The sequence below is a fragment of the Duganella sp. LjRoot269 genome (assembly GCF_964254095.1).
Taxonomy (GTDB): Bacteria; Pseudomonadota; Gammaproteobacteria; order Burkholderiales; family Burkholderiaceae_D; genus Rugamonas; species Rugamonas hordei.
Genome location: NZ_CAXUSL020000001.1, coordinates 1763176 through 1781008 on the forward strand (window position 1 = coordinate 1763176; position 17833 = coordinate 1781008).

Genomic DNA, 17833 nt, shown 5'->3' on the forward strand with positions numbered 1-17833 from the left:
CGATTTTGCTTTTTATATAATTACCGTTAGGCATGTGTGCGTTACAGATCGTGTAGCGCCCTGAGATTATATTTAGCAGATCGGAAAAATTGCCAATATTACATATCGAAATCATGCAAAAACAACACTAATCCGGAAATCTGTCACCCTTATAGCGTGACCCGCAGGCCGAGGTAGTAGCGGCGGCCGATGGCGTCGTAGGTCGAGGTATCGGTTTCGGTACCGGTCTTGTCGCCGGGCAGGCCGCTGATGATGGGCGGTGCCTTGGCGTTGAAGGCGTTGTCCAGGCCCAGGTACAGTTGCATCGATTTGCGCACGTCGTAGGTGAACTGGAAATCGTTGTAGGTGCGCGAACCGACGCCCACCGTGCCGGGCGCGATGCTCAGGCTTTTCAGGAATTGGTCGTCCAGCGAGACCGGCCCGGTGTAGGTGGCGACCCAGGTGGCGCCGAAGTTCCCCCATTTGTAGGCCAGGTTCAGGTTGGCGCGGTTGCGCGGCGCATTGGTGTTGGCTGCCGTGATCTCGCCGACATCGAAGTTCTTCTCCGCCTCCGGCGTCGCCTTCTGCCATAAATCGCGCAGCCAGGTCCAGGCCAGGCGGGCGCTCAGGTTGCCCGGCCCGACCTTGTCCGACCACGATCCGGTCAGGTCCACGCCCTCGGTGCCGAAGCCGCCCGAGTTGCTTACCGCGACGTCGCTGTACTTGATCGAACCAGAACTCAGGTTGCCGACGGCGGAGGGGCGGCGCGTGATGAAGCTGCAGAAGGTTGGGTTGTTCTGGTTGTAGCACTGGTCCAGCGCATACTGGCGGTCGGTCTGCACGATGGCGTCGGCGATCTTGATGTTGAAATAGTCGACCGTGAAGGTGAAACGGCTCAGCATGGGAATCGAGCGCGGCGTGATCACCAGGCCTATCGTGGTGGAGCGGCCTTTTTCCGCCTTGAGGTTGGGATTGCCCCGGTCATAGCCGCTGATGCCCTGCTGGTCGGCCTGATTTAACGTGAAAATGCCGCCATGTGCAGCCATATTGGCGGCAACTCCCGGCGCATTGCGGCAATTGACGGCCAGCGCGCTGGTGCCGCCGGACGACACGCCTTCGCAGGGATCGACCAGTCCGGTGGGGAAATCCTGGCTGGGCGCCTGGTACAGCTCGTTGATATTCGGCGCCCGCGTCGATTGCGCGCGCGTGCCGCGCAGCTTGAAGTCCGAGGTGATGCCCCATTCGAGGCCGGCATTCCAGCTGTTGGTGCTGCCGACGGTGGAATAGTCGCCGTGGCGGACGGTGCCGAGGAAGCTCAGTTCGCGCGCGAACGGCTGGTCTTTCAGCAGCGGCACCCGGGTTTCGACAAACGCCTCGCGCACGGTGAAGCTGCCGAAGGTCGGGGGCAGGGCGTTGCCCGCGTTCAGGCCGGACTGGGTCAGCGGATCGGGAATGGCGCTGGAATCCTCGTCGCGCCACTCGAGGCCGGCGGCGATGCCGATGCGGCCGGCGGCCAGGCCGAGCGGGAGCTCGCCGCTGACCGAGCCGCCGGCCAGTTTCTGCGTGATCGCCGTGGTCAGCGAGCCGGGCGCGGTGACGTATTTCAGCGCGTCCGGCGTGATGCTGTTGTAGCCGAACAGGCTGATCGGGACGCAGCCTTCCTCGCGCGCGTGGACGTCGCGGCAGACCGGCGTGCCGTCGGGGCCGGGGATGGCTTCCAGCGCGTTGCGCAAGCTCATCACATTGACCTGGCCGGTGGAGCTTTGCGCCTCCTTGGTCTTGCCGTAGGCGATGAAGGCTTCATAGCTCCAGTCCTTGATCGTGCCTTTCAGCCCGGTGGCCAGGCGGAAGGTGTCGCGGTCGACGGTGGCGCGGCGCGCGCCGAATTCCGACAGGCGGCGGGTGAAGAAGTAGTCCGGCACGCCGTCGCCGTCGGTGTCGCTGATGCGGTCATATAAATACTGCGGCACCAGCGGATTCTTGACCACCACGCCGTTGATCAGCGTAGCCGCCGGCACCTGGCCGCTGGGCTTGTAGACCTGGTCCGAACCCAGCGGGAAGGCTTCGATGTTGGTATCGGCCTTGGTCGACGCGTAGTTGCCCTCGAAGAAGGCGCTGAGGTTCTCGTTGAACGCCCAGTTGCCGGTGGTGGCGAACAGGTAGCGCTCGGTCGGCACGGCGATCAGGCGGTAGGCCGAGCGGTTGAAACCGGTGGCGCCGGCGCCGGTGCCGGCCGTGCCATTTTGATTCCACGGGATAATATTGTTATTTGCATCATAGGTGAAATCCTCGCTGTCGCCAAAGAAATGGCCTTGCGGCGCGTAGCCGGAGTAGTTGGGTTTTTTTGCCACGAAGGCAAGTTCGGGATGCCCCTGGGTGATGGCCGAGGTCTGGTCGACGGCCGAGAAATCGCGGTCGCGCGAGTACACCGCGCCCTGTTTGGAATAGCCGAAATGGCCCATGACATTGCTGGCGCCGTCGGCGCTGGTGGTGCCGAAAGTCAGTGCCAGTTTCTTTTTAAAATCATCCCCTTCATTGCTTTTTCCGGTCTGCGCATCCACCAGCACGCCATTAAAGTTTTTCTTCAAAATAATATTCACCACACCAGCCACCGCATCGGAGCCGTAAGTCGCAGAGGCGCCGCCGGTTAATAGTTCCACCCGCTCGATAAAATCGGTGGGTATCGTATTCAGGTCGACCGCGCTTTCTCCCGGCATGCCGGAAACAAAACGCCGGCCATTGACCAATACCAGCGTTCTTGAATCGCCCAGGTTGCGCAGATTAATAGTCGACACGCCGCCGCTCGATGTCAGGAAATTCGAATTGGTGCGGCTGACGGTGGGCGTGCCCATGGTCGGATTCTTCTGCAATAAATCTTGCAGATTGCTTGCACCGGACGCGGCAATATCCGCCGAGCTTAATATCTGTAATGGCGAAGGAGATTCCGCTGCCGGCGATGCAATACGGGAGCCGGTTATCAGCACTTTCTGCATGGGTTCAGCAGTTTCCTGGGCATATGCGGCTTGTGTGCCAAGGGCCAGGCCGCCGGCGCAGAGTATGCGAACCGAGCGGGTGATTATGGTTGCTTGCGTCATTTCCGACTCCTTATTGTTTATTAACGGGATGCCACCGCTGATAGACAGACGAGTCAGACTAAGAGTTCCTCACGAAGCCAAGCTCAAATATGGCATTTTCATGCTAGTTTCTGGCATGTTCCACGGGCATGGACGAAAAAAAGCCGGGACATCGTCCCGGCTGGCGCAGATGGCAGGCTGGTTTTATTGATAAATGCCGGAGCCGACCAGCATATCCTCGACCTTTTCCACATAGCCGGATTTGGCTTCGACGGCCTTGGTGACGGGATTTGGCCATTTGAAATCCACCCATCCGCTGCCCTTGGTTTTAGCGAGGTCGACCATTTCTTTAATCATGGGCTTGCCTTCATTATCCTTGAGCCCGATTAAAGGCTTGCCGACCATTTTAGGGTTATTGCCGTGAGCTAAAGCGACGCCATTCAGGTCGTACACGTAAATATACAGGTCGCGATCATGGAAGGTGGTATTCGACGGATCCGAAATGGCGGCGAATGCCTTTTCCTTGCCGTCCGATTTAATCAGGGCCACGGCCTTTTTAACCATGGCAACCGCTTCTTCCTTTGTGCCCTTGTCGGCAGCCAACGCGGATGACGATATCGCAAACATGCTTAATCCGAATACCGCCGCACCAAATAATGCTTTCATATCATTCTCCTGTTTGAGTAAGACTGTGACGGCGCTGGGCGCTCTTATTCAGATAAGTTTAACTCAGGATAACACCAATATTAACAGCGCGTTGCTATTCGACAACGTTGTCACCGAATATACTGTTCCACAAGGCAGTTACCTGCGCCGCGTGGGCCGATACCAGGGCCGGATCGACGCGCGCCAGATCCTGTCCCTGCAGCCTTAATTGGTGCTGCAGCTTGCGCAATTGGCGGTAGGCGTCGGCCACGCTGGCGGCCAGTCCGGCATCGATCAAACCCAGTTCGCCGCACATTTTTAAAAGGGCAATATTTCCAATATTGCCAGTCAGCTGCGGGTAGGCCGCGGCGTGCTGCAGCACCAGAAACTGCACGATGAATTCGATGTCGATCATGCCGCCCGGATCCTGCTTCAGGTCGAACAGCGTGCTGAGGTTGGGCTTGGCATCGACCATTCGTTTCCGCATTGCAATGACTTCCTGCTTCAGCGGCCCGTCGGCCGGACGTTCCTTGCGCAGCACGGCTTCGCGGATTTCATCGAAGCGGCGGCCGATGGCGGCGTCGCCGGCGCAGAATCGGGCGCGGGTCAGCGCCTGGTGCTCCCACACCCAGGCCGAGTTGCTCTGGTATTTTTCAAACGCCGACACGCTCGACACCAGCATGCCGCTGGCGCCGTCCGGGCGCAGCGCGGTATCGATGTCGAACAGGATGCCGGCCGAGGTGTGCGAGGTCATCCAGGTAATAAAGCGCTGCGCCAGTTTGGCGTACTGGGCCGGCGCTTCCTGGTCGGCGTCGTCGTACAGGAAGATCACGTCCAGGTCGGAGACATAGCCCAGTTCCTTGCCGCCCAGCTTGCCGTAGGCGATGACGGCGAACTGCGGCACCTCGCGGTGGCGCGTGGCCACCGTCTGCCATACCGCCTTGATGGCGGCGGCGACGATGGTGTCGGCCAGCGACGACAGGTAGTCGGCCAGTTTTTCCACCGTCAGGTCGCCGGCCAGGTCCTGCGCCAGCAGGTGGAACAGCTGGGCGTGGTGGATTTCTCGCAGGATATCCATCTGGCGCTCGGTGTCGCCCGGCGCCGCGGCCAGTTGCAGCTCCAGGTCGGCGGCCAGCGCCACCGGATCGAAGACGGCGTTGCGCACCCGGTCGTCCAGCAATTCGTCCAGCAGGATGGGGTGCTGGCTGAGGAATTGCGCGGCCCAGCCGCTGGCGTGCACCATGCGGATCACGCGCGCCAGCGTGTGCGGGTACTCGGTCAGCAGCGACAGGTAGGCCGAGCGGCGCGCGATCGCCTCGAGGAAATCGAGCAGCCGGCCCAAGGTGGCCTGCTGGTTGCCGCCGCTGGACTCGCGCGAAGCCTGGACGATCAGCGGCAGCGCCGCGTTGACCAGACCCAGCAGCCGGTTGCGGCTGGCTTCCGGCAGCGATTGCAGGCGCGGCGCCTGCCAGGTGGCGATCAGCCGCTTGGCCGCGCCTTCCGGATCGTCGAAGCCGAGCGCGGCAAACTGCGCCACCATGGATTCGCGGTTGTCCGGATCGGCGCATTCATTGCTTGATTGCGGGTTGATGTCGTTCTCGCCACCGCCGTTGCTCTTGTCCGAGAACATTTCGTCGAACTGGCCGGCGACAAACTGGCGGTGCGCTTCCAGCTGGGTCAGCAGGGTGGCGACGTCTGGCAGCCCCATCATTTGCGCCACCAGCAGGCGGTCGGCGTCGTTGGCCGGCAGCGTATGGGTCTGGGCGTCGTCGATATATTGCAAGCGGTGCTCGAGATTGCGCAGGAAGGTGTAGGAAGCCAGCAGTTGATAGACGATGGCGTGACTTAGTAAACCCTTTTCAGCGATGATGCGCAGCGTGGTGCGGGTCGAGCGGTCGCGCAGCGCGGCGTCGCGGCCGCCGCGTATCAGCTGGAACACCTGGGCCAGGAACTCGATTTCGCGGATGCCGCCGCGCCCCAGCTTGACGTTGTTGCTGCGGTCCGGGTGCAGCCGCTCCTGGCGGTTGACCTCGGCGCGGATCTGCGCGTGCATATTGCGGATGGCGTCGATGACGCCGAAGTCCAGGTAGCGGCGGAAGCAGAACGGCCGCACGATGGCGTCCAGCGCGGCGATATCCTCGCCGCGGCCGGTGACGGCGCGCGCCTTGACCCAGGCATAGCGCTCCCATTCGCGGCCCTGGACGATCAGATACTGCTCCACCATGCTCAGGCTGGCGGCCAGCGGGCCCGAGCCGCCGTTCGGCCGCAAGGCCATATCCACCCGGAACGTGTAGCCATCTTCTGTGATCTCCGCCAAAGCGGCGATCAGTTTCTTGCCCAGGCGGATAAAGAATTCGTGGTTCGACAGGCTGCGCTGGCCCGCCCCGGTGGCGGCGGTGTCGCCGTCCTCCGGGTAGACGAAGATCAGGTCGATATCTGACGAGACGTTCAGCTCGCCGCCGCCCTGCTTGCCCATCGCCAGCACCATCAGCTCCTGCGGCAGGCCGGAATCGCGGCCGATCGGCGTGCCGTGGGCGGCCACCATTTCCGCGGTCAGCGCCCGCAGGTGCTGCTGGATCGCGAAATCGGCGAAGCGCGTCATCGCCTCCACCACCTCGGCCAGGTTGGCCTTGCCGGCCAGGTCGCGCCGGATCAGGCCGCACACCAGCAGGTTGCGCAGCCGGCGCATCGCGCGCGGCAGCGGCAATGGCGGCGCGCCGTCCGGCACGGAGAGGGATTCTTTGGTCAAATAGTCAGCAAGATCGATCTGGGCAAGCGATAATTGCGCCAATTCATCAATCTTGCCGCCGCGGTCGGGAGCGGCGGCCAGCCAGCGCTGGTAAAAACGTGAAACGGTGGGAGCAATCGATGGTGCGGTCATAGGCTGTAATGAGATGTAATCCGTGTAAATCCGCCTTAAGTGGCGCTGGTTTGCCCACCTGATGCGGTAGAATTGCTGCGCAGGCATAAAAGCTTGGAACCGAGTTTAGCGATTTATTTGACGCATGGCCTGATTTATTAGCTTATTGATGCAAAAACAAGATGAGGAGACTGTGACAGACGAGGGCCCTTTGGCTGCGCGCTGGCACCGGCTCAGTGCGGCCTATCGCGTCTGCAACCTGGCCACCCATCATGTGCTCGGCTTCACCGTCAAGCTGTTCCTGCTGCTGTATTTCGCCTTCGCCATCCTGTTCCTGACGCTGCGCTACGCCGTGCTGCCGAATATCGACCACTACAAGGGCGATATCGAGCGCCTCGCCAGCCGCGCGGTGGGCAATCCGGTCACCATTTCCCGCATCTACGCTTCGTGGAAGGGCCTGCGCCCCAGCCTGTTCCTGGGCGACGTCGTGCTGCACGATCCGCTGGGCAACCAGGCGCTGACCTTGCCGAGCGTGTCGGCCACGCTGTCGTGGTGGAGCGTGGTGGCGGCCGACGTGCGCTTCGAAACGCTGGAGCTGACCCGGCCCGACCTCGCCGTCCGCCGCGAAGCCGACGGCCGCCTGTACGTGGCCGGCATCTACATCGACCTGAACAAGCCGAGCGACGGCAAGGGCGCCGACTGGCTGCTGTCCCAGCGCGAGATCGTCATCCGCGAAGGCCGGCTGCAATGGACCGACAGCATGCGTTCGGCGCCGCCGCTGGCGCTGGAAGGCGTCAACATCCTGCTGCGCAACCAGTGGCTGCATCATCAGCTGGCGCTCAAGGCGACGCCGCCGGCCGCGCTGGCCGCACCGCTGGACCTGCGCGCCGATTTCTCCCATCCTGCCTTCGGCGCCCGCGTGTCGAACGTCTCGATGTGGAAGGGCGAGGTCTATGCCGACATCCGCAACACCGATCTGGCGACGTGGAAACCCTGGCTGGATTTTCCGTTTGAGCTGAACAGCGGTGGCGGTTCGCTGCGGACCTGGATCGGCATCGACCAGTCGCGCGTGACCAGCGTGACCGCCGATGTCGGCCTGGTCAACGTGTCCGCCGTGCTGGGCAAGGAATTGCCGCGGCTGGACCTGCGCCAGCTGACCGGCCGCCTCGCCGCCCGCGAAGACACGTCGCCCGTGGCGCCGCTGGTCAAGCAGGGCGCGGTCAAGCCGCGCTTCGGCGCGCGCGGCCACAGCATCGAACTGAGCAACCTGACCCTGACCACCAGCGACGGCCTGGTGATGGCGCCGACCTCGCTGTCCGAACACTACACGGCCGCCGCCGGCGCCAAGCCGGAGCGCTTTGAAATCCGCGCGCGCCAGCTGGACCTGCAAACCATGGCCGGCCTGGCCGAGCGCCTGCCGCTGAACGACCACCAGCGCAAGCTGCTGGCCGATTTCGCGCCGCGCGGGCTGTTGCAGAATTTCTCCGCCGAGTGGCAGGGCGCTTATCCGGCCTTGCAATCCTACCGCTTCAAGGGCGACCTGGTCGGGCTGGGGCTGAAGCCGCAGCCGCCGCGCCTGGCGCAACCGAAGACGGCCAAGTCGCCGGCCATCGCGGGCATGCCGGCCATCCCCGGTTTCGACAACCTGAGCGGCAGCATCGACGCCACCGACAAGGGCGGCAGCTTCGCGCTGGCTTCGGAGCAGCTGGTGCTGCAGATGCCGGACTACTTCAGCGAACCGTCGATGCCGTTCGACAAGCTGAACCTGATGGCGCGCTGGTCCTTCGAGCCGGACAACCAGCTGCTGTTCCAGGTCGACAGCATGGACTTCCTGCAGCAGGGACTGAGCGGCACGCTGCAGGGCTCGCACACGATGCCGCTGGCCGGCAAGGGCATGGGCAAGGTCGACTTCACCGGCACGCTGAACGGCTTCCAGCTGGACCGCATCGACAACTACCTGCCGATGCAGACGCCGCACGAGCTGCGGGCCTGGCTGACCGGCGCGCTTGAGGGCGGCGTCGCCAACGATGTCACGCTGCGCCTGCGCGGCGATCTGGCGCACTTCCCGTTCAACGCCGACAACCCCGGCGACAAGACCCACGGCGAATTCCGCGTGGCCGGCAAGCTGACCGAAGGCAAGCTAAATTACTCGCCCGGCCATTATCTGCACGACGGCAAGGAGCTGGGCAAGGACGGCAAGCCTTTGCCGCTGTGGCCGCAGGCCGAGCACATCAAGGGCAGCTTCGTGTTCGACCGCGCGCGCATGGAAATCCGCGGCGACACGGCCACCACCGGCGGCGTCGCGCTGTCCGGCGTCAAGGCGGTGATCCCCAACCTGGCGATCCACGATTCGATGCTGGAAATCGACGGCAACGCCGCCGGGGCCATGCAGGAATTCCTCAAGTACGTCGCCGCCAGCCCGGTGCTGGAATGGATCTCGCACTTCACCGACGAAACCCAGGCCGGCGGCAACGCCAAGCTGGCGCTGAGCCTGCGCCTGCCGCTGGCGCACATCATCGACGCCAAGGTGCAGGGCGCGCTGCAACTGATCAACAACGACATCACCTTGATGAACGACCTGCCGCCGGTGCAATCGTCGCAGGGCAAGATCGAATTCAACGAGCACGGGGTCAACCTGAACCAGCTGTCGGGCATCTTCCTCGGCGGTCCTGTGGCGATCAGCGGCGGCAGCCAGAAGGACAATTCCATCGTCGTCAAGCTGGGCGGCACGATGACGGCCGACGGGTTCCGCAAGACCTACGCGATGCCGGCGATGCAGCGCCTGTCCAGCCACTTCTCCGGCGCCACGCGCTACAACGGCACCGTCACCGTGCGCGACCACCAGGTGGTGGTGGCGGTCGATTCCAGCCTGGCCGGGCTGGGCGTGGACCTGCCGGCGCCGGTGAACAAGGCGGCGGCCGACAGCATGCCGGTGCGCTTCCTGCTGACCAGCGCGCTGAACCCGGACAGCACAGGCGCGCTGCGCGACGACATGCGCATCGGCCTCGGCAACGGCATCTCGGCCCGCTACCAGCGCCAGAAAACCGGCAAGGCGCCGTGGAAGCTGGTGCGCGGCGGCATAGGCGTCAACGCGCCGGCGCCGGAACCCGACAGCGGCATGGCCTTCAACATCAACCTGCGCGCGCTCAACGTCGACAACTGGCTGGACTTCGGCGCCGAGATCGCCGGCAAGGGCGACGCCGCCGCCGCCGCTGCGGCAAACGACGGCGTCGACATCGCCCAGTACGTGATGCCGGACACCATCGCCGCGCGCGCCAGCGAACTGGTGGTCGGCGACCGCAAGCTGGAAAACGTCGTGGTCGGCGTGTCGCGCCAGAAAACGATCTGGCAGGCCAGCATCGATTCCAGCCAGGCCAACGGCTACCTGACGTGGAGCGAGCCGTCGACCGGCTCCGGCCTGGGCAAGGTGACGGCGCGCCTGTCGTCGCTGGTGATTCCGGAATCGGCGTCGAGCGACGTGCAGGACCTGCTCGACGGCAAGAGCGCCGCCGCCACCATCCCGGCGCTGGACGTGGTGGTCGAGCGCTTCGAACTGTTCAACAAGCAGCTGGGCCGGCTGGAACTGCAGGCCAACAACGCGCAGATGCAAAGCACGCGCGAATGGCGCGTCAGCAGGCTGTCGCTGGCCAACCCGGACGGCGAGCTGAAGGGCACCGGCAAATGGGTCAGCCGCGACGGCGTGCACAACACCAGCCTGAACTTCAACCTCGACATCGCCGACGCCGGCAAGCTGCTGGACCGCTTCGGCTTCGCCGGCACGCTGAAGGGCGGCAAGGGCACGTTGAACGGCGACATCGCGTGGAAGGGCCTGCCGTATTCGCTGGACCTGCCCAGCCTGTCCGGCGACATCAAGATGAACGTGGAAAAAGGCCAGTTCCTGAAGCAGGATCCGGGCGCCGCCAAGCTGCTCGGCGTGCTGAGCCTGCAAGCCTTGCCGCGCCTGCTGAAGCTGGACTTCCACGACGTGTTTTCGGAGGGGCTGGCGTTTGACGGCATCACCGCCAACGCCTCCATCCTGCACGGCATCGCCAAGACCGACAACTTGAAAATGCACGGCGTGGCCGCAACTGTGCTGATGGACGGCAGCGCCGACATCGCCAACGAAACGACCAATCTGCATGTGGTGGTGATACCGGAAGTGAATCTGGGCACGGCGCCGCTGGTGTATGCGCTGGCCGTCAATCCGGTGATCGGCCTGGGCAGCTTCCTGGCCCAGCTGTTCCTCAGCGCGCCGGTGATGAAGGCGCTGACCTATCATATGCAGGTGACCGGCCCGTGGAAGGCGCCGGTGGTCACCAAGCTCGATGCCTCGAAAGTGGAGCCGCCGGCCGCCAAGGGCATGCACTAAAACCTGACACGGGATCGCCATGAATACAGTCGCCGCAGTACAAATGATTTCCTCGCCGTCCGTGACGGACAATATCGCCACCGCGCGCCGCCTTGTCACGCAGGCCGCCGACAGCGGCGCCACGCTGGTGCTGCTGCCGGAATACTGGGCCATCATGGGCCTGAGCGACAGCGACAAGGTGGCCGTGGCCGAGCCGCTGGGCCAGGGGCCGATCCAGGACTTCATGGCCGCGCTGGCGAAGGAACTGGAGATCTGGCTGATCGGCGGCACCCTGCCGCTGGCCTCGGACGATGCGGAAAAAGTCGTCAACACCACGCTGGTCTACAACCCGCGGGGCGAACACGTGGGCCGCTACGACAAGATCCACCTGTTCGGCTTCACCAAGGGCACGGAGTCGTACAACGAATCGAAGACCATCGTGCCGGGCAAGCAGGTCGGCGTGGTCGAGGCGCCGTTCGGCAAGGTCGGCATGTCGGTCTGCTACGACCTGCGCTTCCCCGAGCTGTACCGCGCCATGGGCCCGGTGGCGCTGATCGTGGTGCCGGCCGCCTTCACCTACACCACCGGCCAGGCCCACTGGGAAATCCTGCTGCGCGCGCGCGCCATCGAAAACCAGTGCTACGTGCTGGCGGCGGCGCAGGGCGGCACCCACGTCAACGGCCGCCGCACCTGGGGCCACAGCATGCTGATCGACCCGTGGGGCGCGGTCAAGGCCGTGCTGGCCGAGGGCGAGGGCGTGGTCCACGGCGATATCGACCTGATGTTCATCGACAGCGTGCGCCAGAGCCTGCCGGCGCTGAAACACCGGACCATGTAAAATTGCACCACACTCTTAGAAGACACCATCATGAAGCCATTTGAACCGAATCTGTCCACCCTTGCCGTGGCGCGCGACATCCTGCTGACGCCGTTCGGACTGGACGAGGGCAAGCTGCTCAAGACCCTGGGCGCGATGTTCACGCACAAGGTCGACTACGCCGACCTGTATTTCCAGTTCACCAAGAACGAAGGCTGGAGCCTGGAAGAGGGCATCGTCAAGACCGGCAGCTTCTCGATCGACCAGGGCGTCGGCGTGCGCGCCGTGTCCGGCGACAAGACCGCCTTCGCCTACTCGGACGAAATCTCCGAAGCGGCGCTGATGGACGCGGCCTCAGCCACACGCACCATCGCCCGCGCCGGCGCCGGCAAGATCAAGGTGGCCGGCGCCATGACGCCGACCGGCGGCCGCTCGCTGTACCTGCCCAACGACCCGCTGGCCTCGCTTGACGCGACGGCCAAGGTCAAGCTGCTCGAGCGCGTCGAGAAGATGGCGCGCGCCAAGGACCCGCGCGTGGTGCAGGTGATGGCCAGCCTGGCCGGCGAATACGACGTGGTGCTGGTGGTGCGCAGCGACGGCGTGCTGGCGGCCGACATCCGCCCGCTGGTGCGGGTGTCGCTGACCGTCATCGTCGAACAGAACGGCCGCCGCGAAGTGGGCTCGTCGGGCGGCGGCGGCCGCTACGACTACGGCTACTTCAGCGACGCGCTGCTCGATCAGTACGCCACCGACGCCGTGCAGTCGGCGGTGGTCAACCTGGACGCGCGCCCGGCGCCGGCCGGCCCGATGACCGTCGTGCTGGGACCGGGCTGGCCCGGCATCCTGCTGCACGAGGCGATCGGCCACGGCCTCGAGGGCGACTTCAACCGCAAGGGTTCGTCGACCTTCTCCGGCCGCATCGGCGAGCGCGTGGCGGCCAAGGGCGTCACCGTGGTCGACGACGGCACGCTGGCCGACCGCCGCGGTTCGCTCAACATCGACGACGAAGGCAACCCGACCCAGTGCACCACGCTGATCGAGGACGGCATCCTGAAGGGCTACATCCAGGACACCATGAACGCGCGCCTGATGAAGATGCCGGTGACCGGCAACGCCCGCCGCGAATCGTTCGCCCACCTGCCGATGCCGCGCATGACCAACACCTACATGCTGGGCGGCGACAAGGACCCGGCCGAGATCCTGGCCTCGGTCAAGAACGGCCTGTACGCGGTCAATTTCGGCGGCGGCCAGGTCGACATCACCAACGGCAAGTTCGTGTTCTCGGCCAGCGAGGCCTACATGATCGAGGACGGCAAGATCACCTATCCGGTCAAGGGCGCGACCCTGATCGGCAACGGTCCGGAAGTGCTGAACCGCGTCTCGATGATCGGCAACGACATGCGCCTGGACCCGGGCGTGGGCGTGTGCGGCAAGGAAGGTCAGAGCGTGCCGGTGGGCGTCGGCCAGCCGACGCTGCGCATCGACGGCGTGACCGTCGGCGGCACCGCCTGAAAAAGGCGGGGTCGGTTCCGGCAACCTGCCATGCATGGCAGGTTGCCGGAACTGACCCCGCTTATTAGCTTATGCCAATAAACTACTTGCCAAGGCTGGAAGCTGGCGTTATAGTCGTTTAAACACTTACGGAAACCCGTTCATGACCCGCTTCTTCTTTACCGGCTATTTTTACTTTAGCAATTCCAACCCAAAGGCGGTGGAGTAGCGGCCGGTGCACGTAGAAGCAAAAAACGAGTTCCAGCAAATTCCAAGAAAACCGCCTCCCCGAGGCGGTTTTTTTTTACCCCGATTTTTTACCCGACCTTTCGATCACCTGGAGAACAGCATGCCCCGTACCGACGATTTACGCATCCGCGAAATGAAGGAATTGACGCCACCGTCCCACCTGATTCGCGAGTTTGCCTGCTCGGAAGCGGCCGAGCAGACGGCGGCCAACGCGCGCATCGCGCTGCACCGCATCCTGCACGGCCAGGACGACCGCCTGATGGTGGTCATCGGCCCATGCTCGATCCACGACCCGAAGGCGGCGATGGAGTATGCGCGCCGCCTGGTCGCGCTGCGCCAGGAACTGGCCGGCGACCTGGAAATCGTCATGCGCGTCTACTTCGAAAAACCGCGCACCACCGTCGGCTGGAAGGGCATGATCAACGACCCGTACATGGACAGCAGCTTCCGCATCAACGACGGCCTGCGCATGGCGCGCGAGCTGCTGCGCGACATCAACGAGCTGGGCCTGCCGGCCGGCACCGAATACCTGGACGTGATCAGCCCGCAGTACATCGCCGACCTGATCAGCTGGGGCGCGATCGGCGCCCGCACCACCGAATCGCAGGTGCACCGCGAGCTGGCGTCCGGCCTGTCGTGCCCGGTCGGCTTCAAGAACGGCACCGACGGCAACGTCAAGATCGCCGTCGAGGCGATCAAGGCGGCCTCGCAGCCGCACCACTTCCTGTCGGTGACCAAGGGCGGCCACTCGGCCATCGTGTCGACCAACGGCAACGAGGATTGCCACATCATCCTGCGCGGCGGCAAGACGCCGAACTACGACGCCGCCAGCGTCGAGGAAGCCTGCAAGGCGATCGCTGCCCAAGGCCTGGCGCCGCGCCTGATGATCGACGCCTCGCACGCCAACAGCTCGAAGAAACCGGAAAACCAGGTGCCGGTGTGCGCCGACATCGGCCGCCAGGTGGCCGGCGGCGACAACCGCATCGTCGGCGTGATGGTCGAATCGCACCTGGTCGCCGGCCGCCAGGACTTGGTGCCGGGCAAGGAACTGACCTACGGCCAGTCGGTCACCGACGGCTGCATCGACTGGGACAGCAGCGTGCAGGTGCTGAAGGACCTGGCGGCGTCGGTGCGCGCGCGCCGGCTGGCCACGCAGGCCGCGGAGGCTGCTTCAAAGTAACGTAGTCCGTAAGCAATAACTTGCCGCGAAGGGCCCCGATGGCGACATGGGGCCCTTTCTTTTTGCGCTAGACTGGCAAGGTTGTTGTAAGAATCATGAAAGCAGGTTCAGTACGATTGACACCCAATTCCGTTGCATGTTTTTATATAAAACATGGGTGGTGTCGCTGAACACCCTCCTAGACGCACCGCAAGCCATCCGGTTTTTTATGCGACCCGCTTCCTCCCTGGAAGAGGGCGTTGGACGACTGCGGCCAAAAATAATATAGGGAGGTTTTTATGATGCAAGAAAAAGTATTGTCACGCTCTTTGCGACTGATGTTCCTGGGGAGTGTCGCGGCCAGTTTCTCCATGCCGGTGTTGGCGCAGAATGCGCCCGCGCCCGCGGACAACCAGGTGATCCAGCGCGTCGAGATCACCGGTTCGTCGATCAAGCGCATCGCCAAGGAAGGCGCGCTGCCGGTGCAGGTGCTGACCCAGGCCGACATCAAGCAGACCGGCGCCACCTCGGCGACCGACCTGATCCAGATGCTGCCGTCGATGCAGGGCTTCGTTCCATCGTCGAGCTCGGTCAACGGCGGCGGCGCCGGCGTCACCACGGCGGCCTTGCACTCGCTGCCGTCGAAGTACACGCTGGTGCTGCTCGACGGCCAGCGCATGGCCCCCAGCGCGATCGGCAACGGCCAGGGCGGCGGCTACGCGGTCAACATCGAAAGCATCCCGCTTGAAGCGGTGGAGCGCATCGAGATCCTCGGCGACGGCGCCTCGGCGCTGTACGGCTCCGACGCGATCGCCGGCGTGGTCAACTTCATCCTGAAAAAGAACATGACCAAGGGCGAGGCCTACGCCACCTACGGCCAGCCGAAAGCCTCCGGCGGCAAGTGGAACAGCGCCGGCCTGACCAAGGGCTGGGGCGACCTCGAGACCGACAAATGGAATGTGCTGCTGACCCTGAGCCACGACGAGCAGCAGCGCATCAGGGCGCTGCAGCGCGACTTCTCGGCGCAGGGCGCGTTCTTCAAGTTCAACAGCGGCGGCAAGCAGTACTGGTTCGACCAGCGCACCGGCAACACCGAGCCGGCCAACATCACCTTCAACGCCCGTCCGCGCGGCACCACCGACGACACCACCGGCTACGCGATCAATCCCTACCTGGCCGCCAACGGCAATTGCGGCAGCGCGCTGGCTGGTCCGCTGGGCACGCAGTGCCGCTTCAACTACGGCGCGACGGTCGAGGACGTTCCGGGCTCGCGCCGGGACAGCGGCCTGCTGAAAGGCACCTGGCAGATCAACGACGACACCAAGGCCTGGGCCGAGCTGGTGCTGTCGAGCTTTAACATGCACGCGCAATACGCGCCGTCGGCGCAGCCGATGGGCGTCAACTCCACCACGCGCTTCCCGGCGCTGTACGCCAAATACGTGCAGCCCTACCTGAACGCCAACAATCTGGAAAACCCGACCAACGACGCCACGCTGGGCTATCGCTCGGTGCTGATCGGCGGCCGCACCGACGAATACGTGACCGAGGCGCGCCACTTCTCGACCGGCATCGACGGCAACGCCTACGGCTGGGCCTACAACGCCAGCCTGATCCTGTCGCAATCGAAGATCAAGGACAACGCCGCCGGCGGCTATTCCGACTTCAACCAGCTCGAAGCGCTGGTGGCGGCCGGCAAATACGACCCGGTCACCGGCATCGGCGCCGACCAGCTGGCGGGCGCGCTGCTGAACGGGATCAACTTCTCCACCACCACGTCCAAGCTCAACACCTTGCACGCGGGCGCGCAGCACGACCTGTTCAACCTGCCGGGCGGCACGTCCATCATCTCGCTGGGCGGCGACTACTCGAAGACCCATTACCAGATCGGCTATCACCCGCTGATCCTGGCCAATTCGGGTTATTCGACGCAGCCGGCGTCGGCCGATTATCCGGTCGGCGGCACCTACGGCCAAGTGCCGTTCGACGCCCGCCGCGACAACTGGGGCGTGTTTACCGAGGTGCTGTTCCCTATCCACAAAACGTTCGAGGCGACCGTCTCCGGCCGCTACGACAGCTACGACAAGGTGCACAGCAACTACATCTTCTCGCCAACACCGGACGCCAGCGGCGTGCAGCAGCAGCTGGCCAGCGGCGAACTGGGCAATACGTCCAGTGCCGGCACCTACAAGGTCAGCGCCCGCTGGACCCCGGTCGATACGGTGCTGGTGCGCGCCGCCTACGGCACCGGTTTCAAGGCGCCGAACCTGAGCGACATCGCCGGCTCCAACACCTTCAACGGCAGCACGGCCGGCAGCTATGCCTGCCCGTTCTCCGGTTCGCCGGGCTGCCTGGTCGGCAATGCGCAGTACGACCTGCTGATCGGCCCGAACGGCCAGAGCGGCTCGGCCGGCCTGCAGCCGGAGAAATCCAAGCAGTGGACCTTCGGCGGCCGCATCGAACCGCTGCGCGGCCTGTCGCTGGGCCTGGACCTGTGGAACGTGCAGATCCGCAACCAGGTGCTGTCGGCCGGCACGCCGGAGCAGGTGGGCTTCGCCAATCCGCAGCAGTATAAAAACCTGTTCGTCAATCCGTATCCGGATCCTGCCGGCTACACCACGATCGCCTACCTGCTGGCGCCGATCAACGGCGGCGTGGCGAACTACCGCGGCGTCGATTGGGACTTCAGCTACCGCAACAAGACCGCCATCGGCGACGTCAAGGCGGCCTGGAACGGCACCTACATGATCAAGCAGAACTACACCACGGAGGCCGGCGGCGTCGCCAATACCGACCTCGGCGTGTTCGGTCCGGACAATGCGGTGGTGTTCCGCGTGCAAACCAACCTGAGCCTGAGTCTGACCAACGGCGCGCTGACCAACACGCTCACCGCGCACTACAAGTCGGGCTATCACGACCAGGCCTATCCGGTCGATACGGCGATCTTCGCCGTCGCGCCGGGCGGCGGCGTCGGCGACTCGGTGGCGTTTGCCGGCTTGTGGACGCCGTCGTACACGACGTTCGACTGGCAGGGCAAGTATGACTTCGGCCGCTTCGCGCTGACCGCGGGCATCAAGAACCTGTTCGACCGCAAGCCTCCGCTGACCCTGCAGAACGCCGGCGGCGGCAACCAGCTGGGCTATGACGGCCGTTACGCCGATCCGATGGGACGCGCGTTCTACCTCACCGGCAACGTCAAGTTCTAAAAGCAAAA

At 64.2% G+C, this 17833-nt stretch carries 8 protein-coding genes; 5 read left to right on the forward strand and 3 right to left on the reverse strand.

What is annotated here, in order from left to right:
- Nucleotides 1–149 precede the first annotated feature (149 nt).
- The 3 genes from ACSQ3S_RS07785 to glnE all read right to left on the reverse strand — a co-directional run bounded on the left by ACSQ3S_RS07785 (nt 150) and on the right by glnE (nt 6579).
- Complete coding sequence (locus tag ACSQ3S_RS07785; protein WP_436142034.1) at nt 150–3074, reverse strand: TonB-dependent receptor domain-containing protein; 2925 nt, start codon at nt 3072–3074, stop codon at nt 150–152.
- A 183-nt stretch (nt 3075–3257) separates the two neighbouring features.
- On the reverse strand, nt 3258–3719 hold the full coding sequence (locus ACSQ3S_RS07790; protein WP_176655551.1) for a cache domain-containing protein: 462 nt from the start codon (nt 3717–3719) through the stop codon (nt 3258–3260).
- 94 nt (nt 3720–3813) lie between these two features.
- Nucleotides 3814–6579: a bifunctional [glutamate--ammonia ligase]-adenylyl-L-tyrosine phosphorylase/[glutamate--ammonia-ligase] adenylyltransferase gene (gene glnE, locus ACSQ3S_RS07795; RefSeq protein WP_436142035.1), complete on the reverse strand. Its 2766-nt coding sequence runs from the start codon at nt 6577–6579 to the stop codon at nt 3814–3816.
- 148 nt (nt 6580–6727) lie between these two features.
- Between glnE and ACSQ3S_RS07800 the strand changes: the two genes are divergently transcribed.
- The 5 genes from ACSQ3S_RS07800 to ACSQ3S_RS07820 all read left to right on the forward strand — a co-directional run bounded on the left by ACSQ3S_RS07800 (nt 6728) and on the right by ACSQ3S_RS07820 (nt 17825).
- On the forward strand, nt 6728–10927 hold the full coding sequence (locus ACSQ3S_RS07800) for a YhdP family protein (RefSeq protein WP_436142036.1): 4200 nt from the start codon (nt 6728–6730) through the stop codon (nt 10925–10927).
- Nucleotides 10928–10946: 19 nt separating this feature from the next.
- Nucleotides 10947–11744, forward strand: coding sequence for a carbon-nitrogen hydrolase family protein (locus ACSQ3S_RS07805; protein WP_436142037.1), 798 nt, complete (start codon nt 10947–10949; stop codon nt 11742–11744).
- Nucleotides 11745–11774: 30 nt separating this feature from the next.
- Nucleotides 11775–13235, forward strand: coding sequence for a metalloprotease TldD (tldD, locus tag ACSQ3S_RS07810; protein ID WP_413449463.1), 1461 nt, complete (start codon nt 11775–11777; stop codon nt 13233–13235).
- 328 nt (nt 13236–13563) lie between these two features.
- On the forward strand, nt 13564–14643 hold the full coding sequence (gene aroG / locus ACSQ3S_RS07815; RefSeq protein ID WP_176655556.1) for a 3-deoxy-7-phosphoheptulonate synthase AroG: 1080 nt from the start codon (nt 13564–13566) through the stop codon (nt 14641–14643).
- Between the two features lie 278 nt (nt 14644–14921).
- Nucleotides 14922–17825: a TonB-dependent receptor domain-containing protein gene (locus tag ACSQ3S_RS07820; RefSeq protein WP_436142038.1), complete on the forward strand. Its 2904-nt coding sequence runs from the start codon at nt 14922–14924 to the stop codon at nt 17823–17825.
- Nucleotides 17826–17833 lie beyond the last annotated feature (8 nt).

Excerpts from the sequence above, each read along its gene's own strand:
- aroG (WP_176655556.1), top strand. The coding sequence starts at position 13,564 with ATGCCCCGTACCGACGATTTACGCATCCGCGAAATGAAGGAATTGACG.
- ACSQ3S_RS07800 (WP_436142036.1), top strand. The coding sequence starts at position 6,728 with ATGCAAAAACAAGATGAGGAGACTGTGACAGACGAGGGCCCTTTGGCT.
- ACSQ3S_RS07820 (WP_436142038.1), top strand. The coding sequence starts at position 14,922 with ATGATGCAAGAAAAAGTATTGTCACGCTCTTTGCGACTGATGTTCCTG.
- ACSQ3S_RS07790 (WP_176655551.1), bottom strand. The coding sequence starts at position 3,719 with ATGAAAGCATTATTTGGTGCGGCGGTATTCGGATTAAGCATGTTTGCG.
- ACSQ3S_RS07805 (WP_436142037.1), top strand. The coding sequence starts at position 10,947 with ATGAATACAGTCGCCGCAGTACAAATGATTTCCTCGCCGTCCGTGACG.
- ACSQ3S_RS07785 (WP_436142034.1), bottom strand. The coding sequence starts at position 3,074 with ATGACGCAAGCAACCATAATCACCCGCTCGGTTCGCATACTCTGCGCC.
- glnE (WP_436142035.1), bottom strand. The coding sequence starts at position 6,579 with ATGACCGCACCATCGATTGCTCCCACCGTTTCACGTTTTTACCAGCGC.
- tldD (WP_413449463.1), top strand. The coding sequence starts at position 11,775 with ATGAAGCCATTTGAACCGAATCTGTCCACCCTTGCCGTGGCGCGCGAC.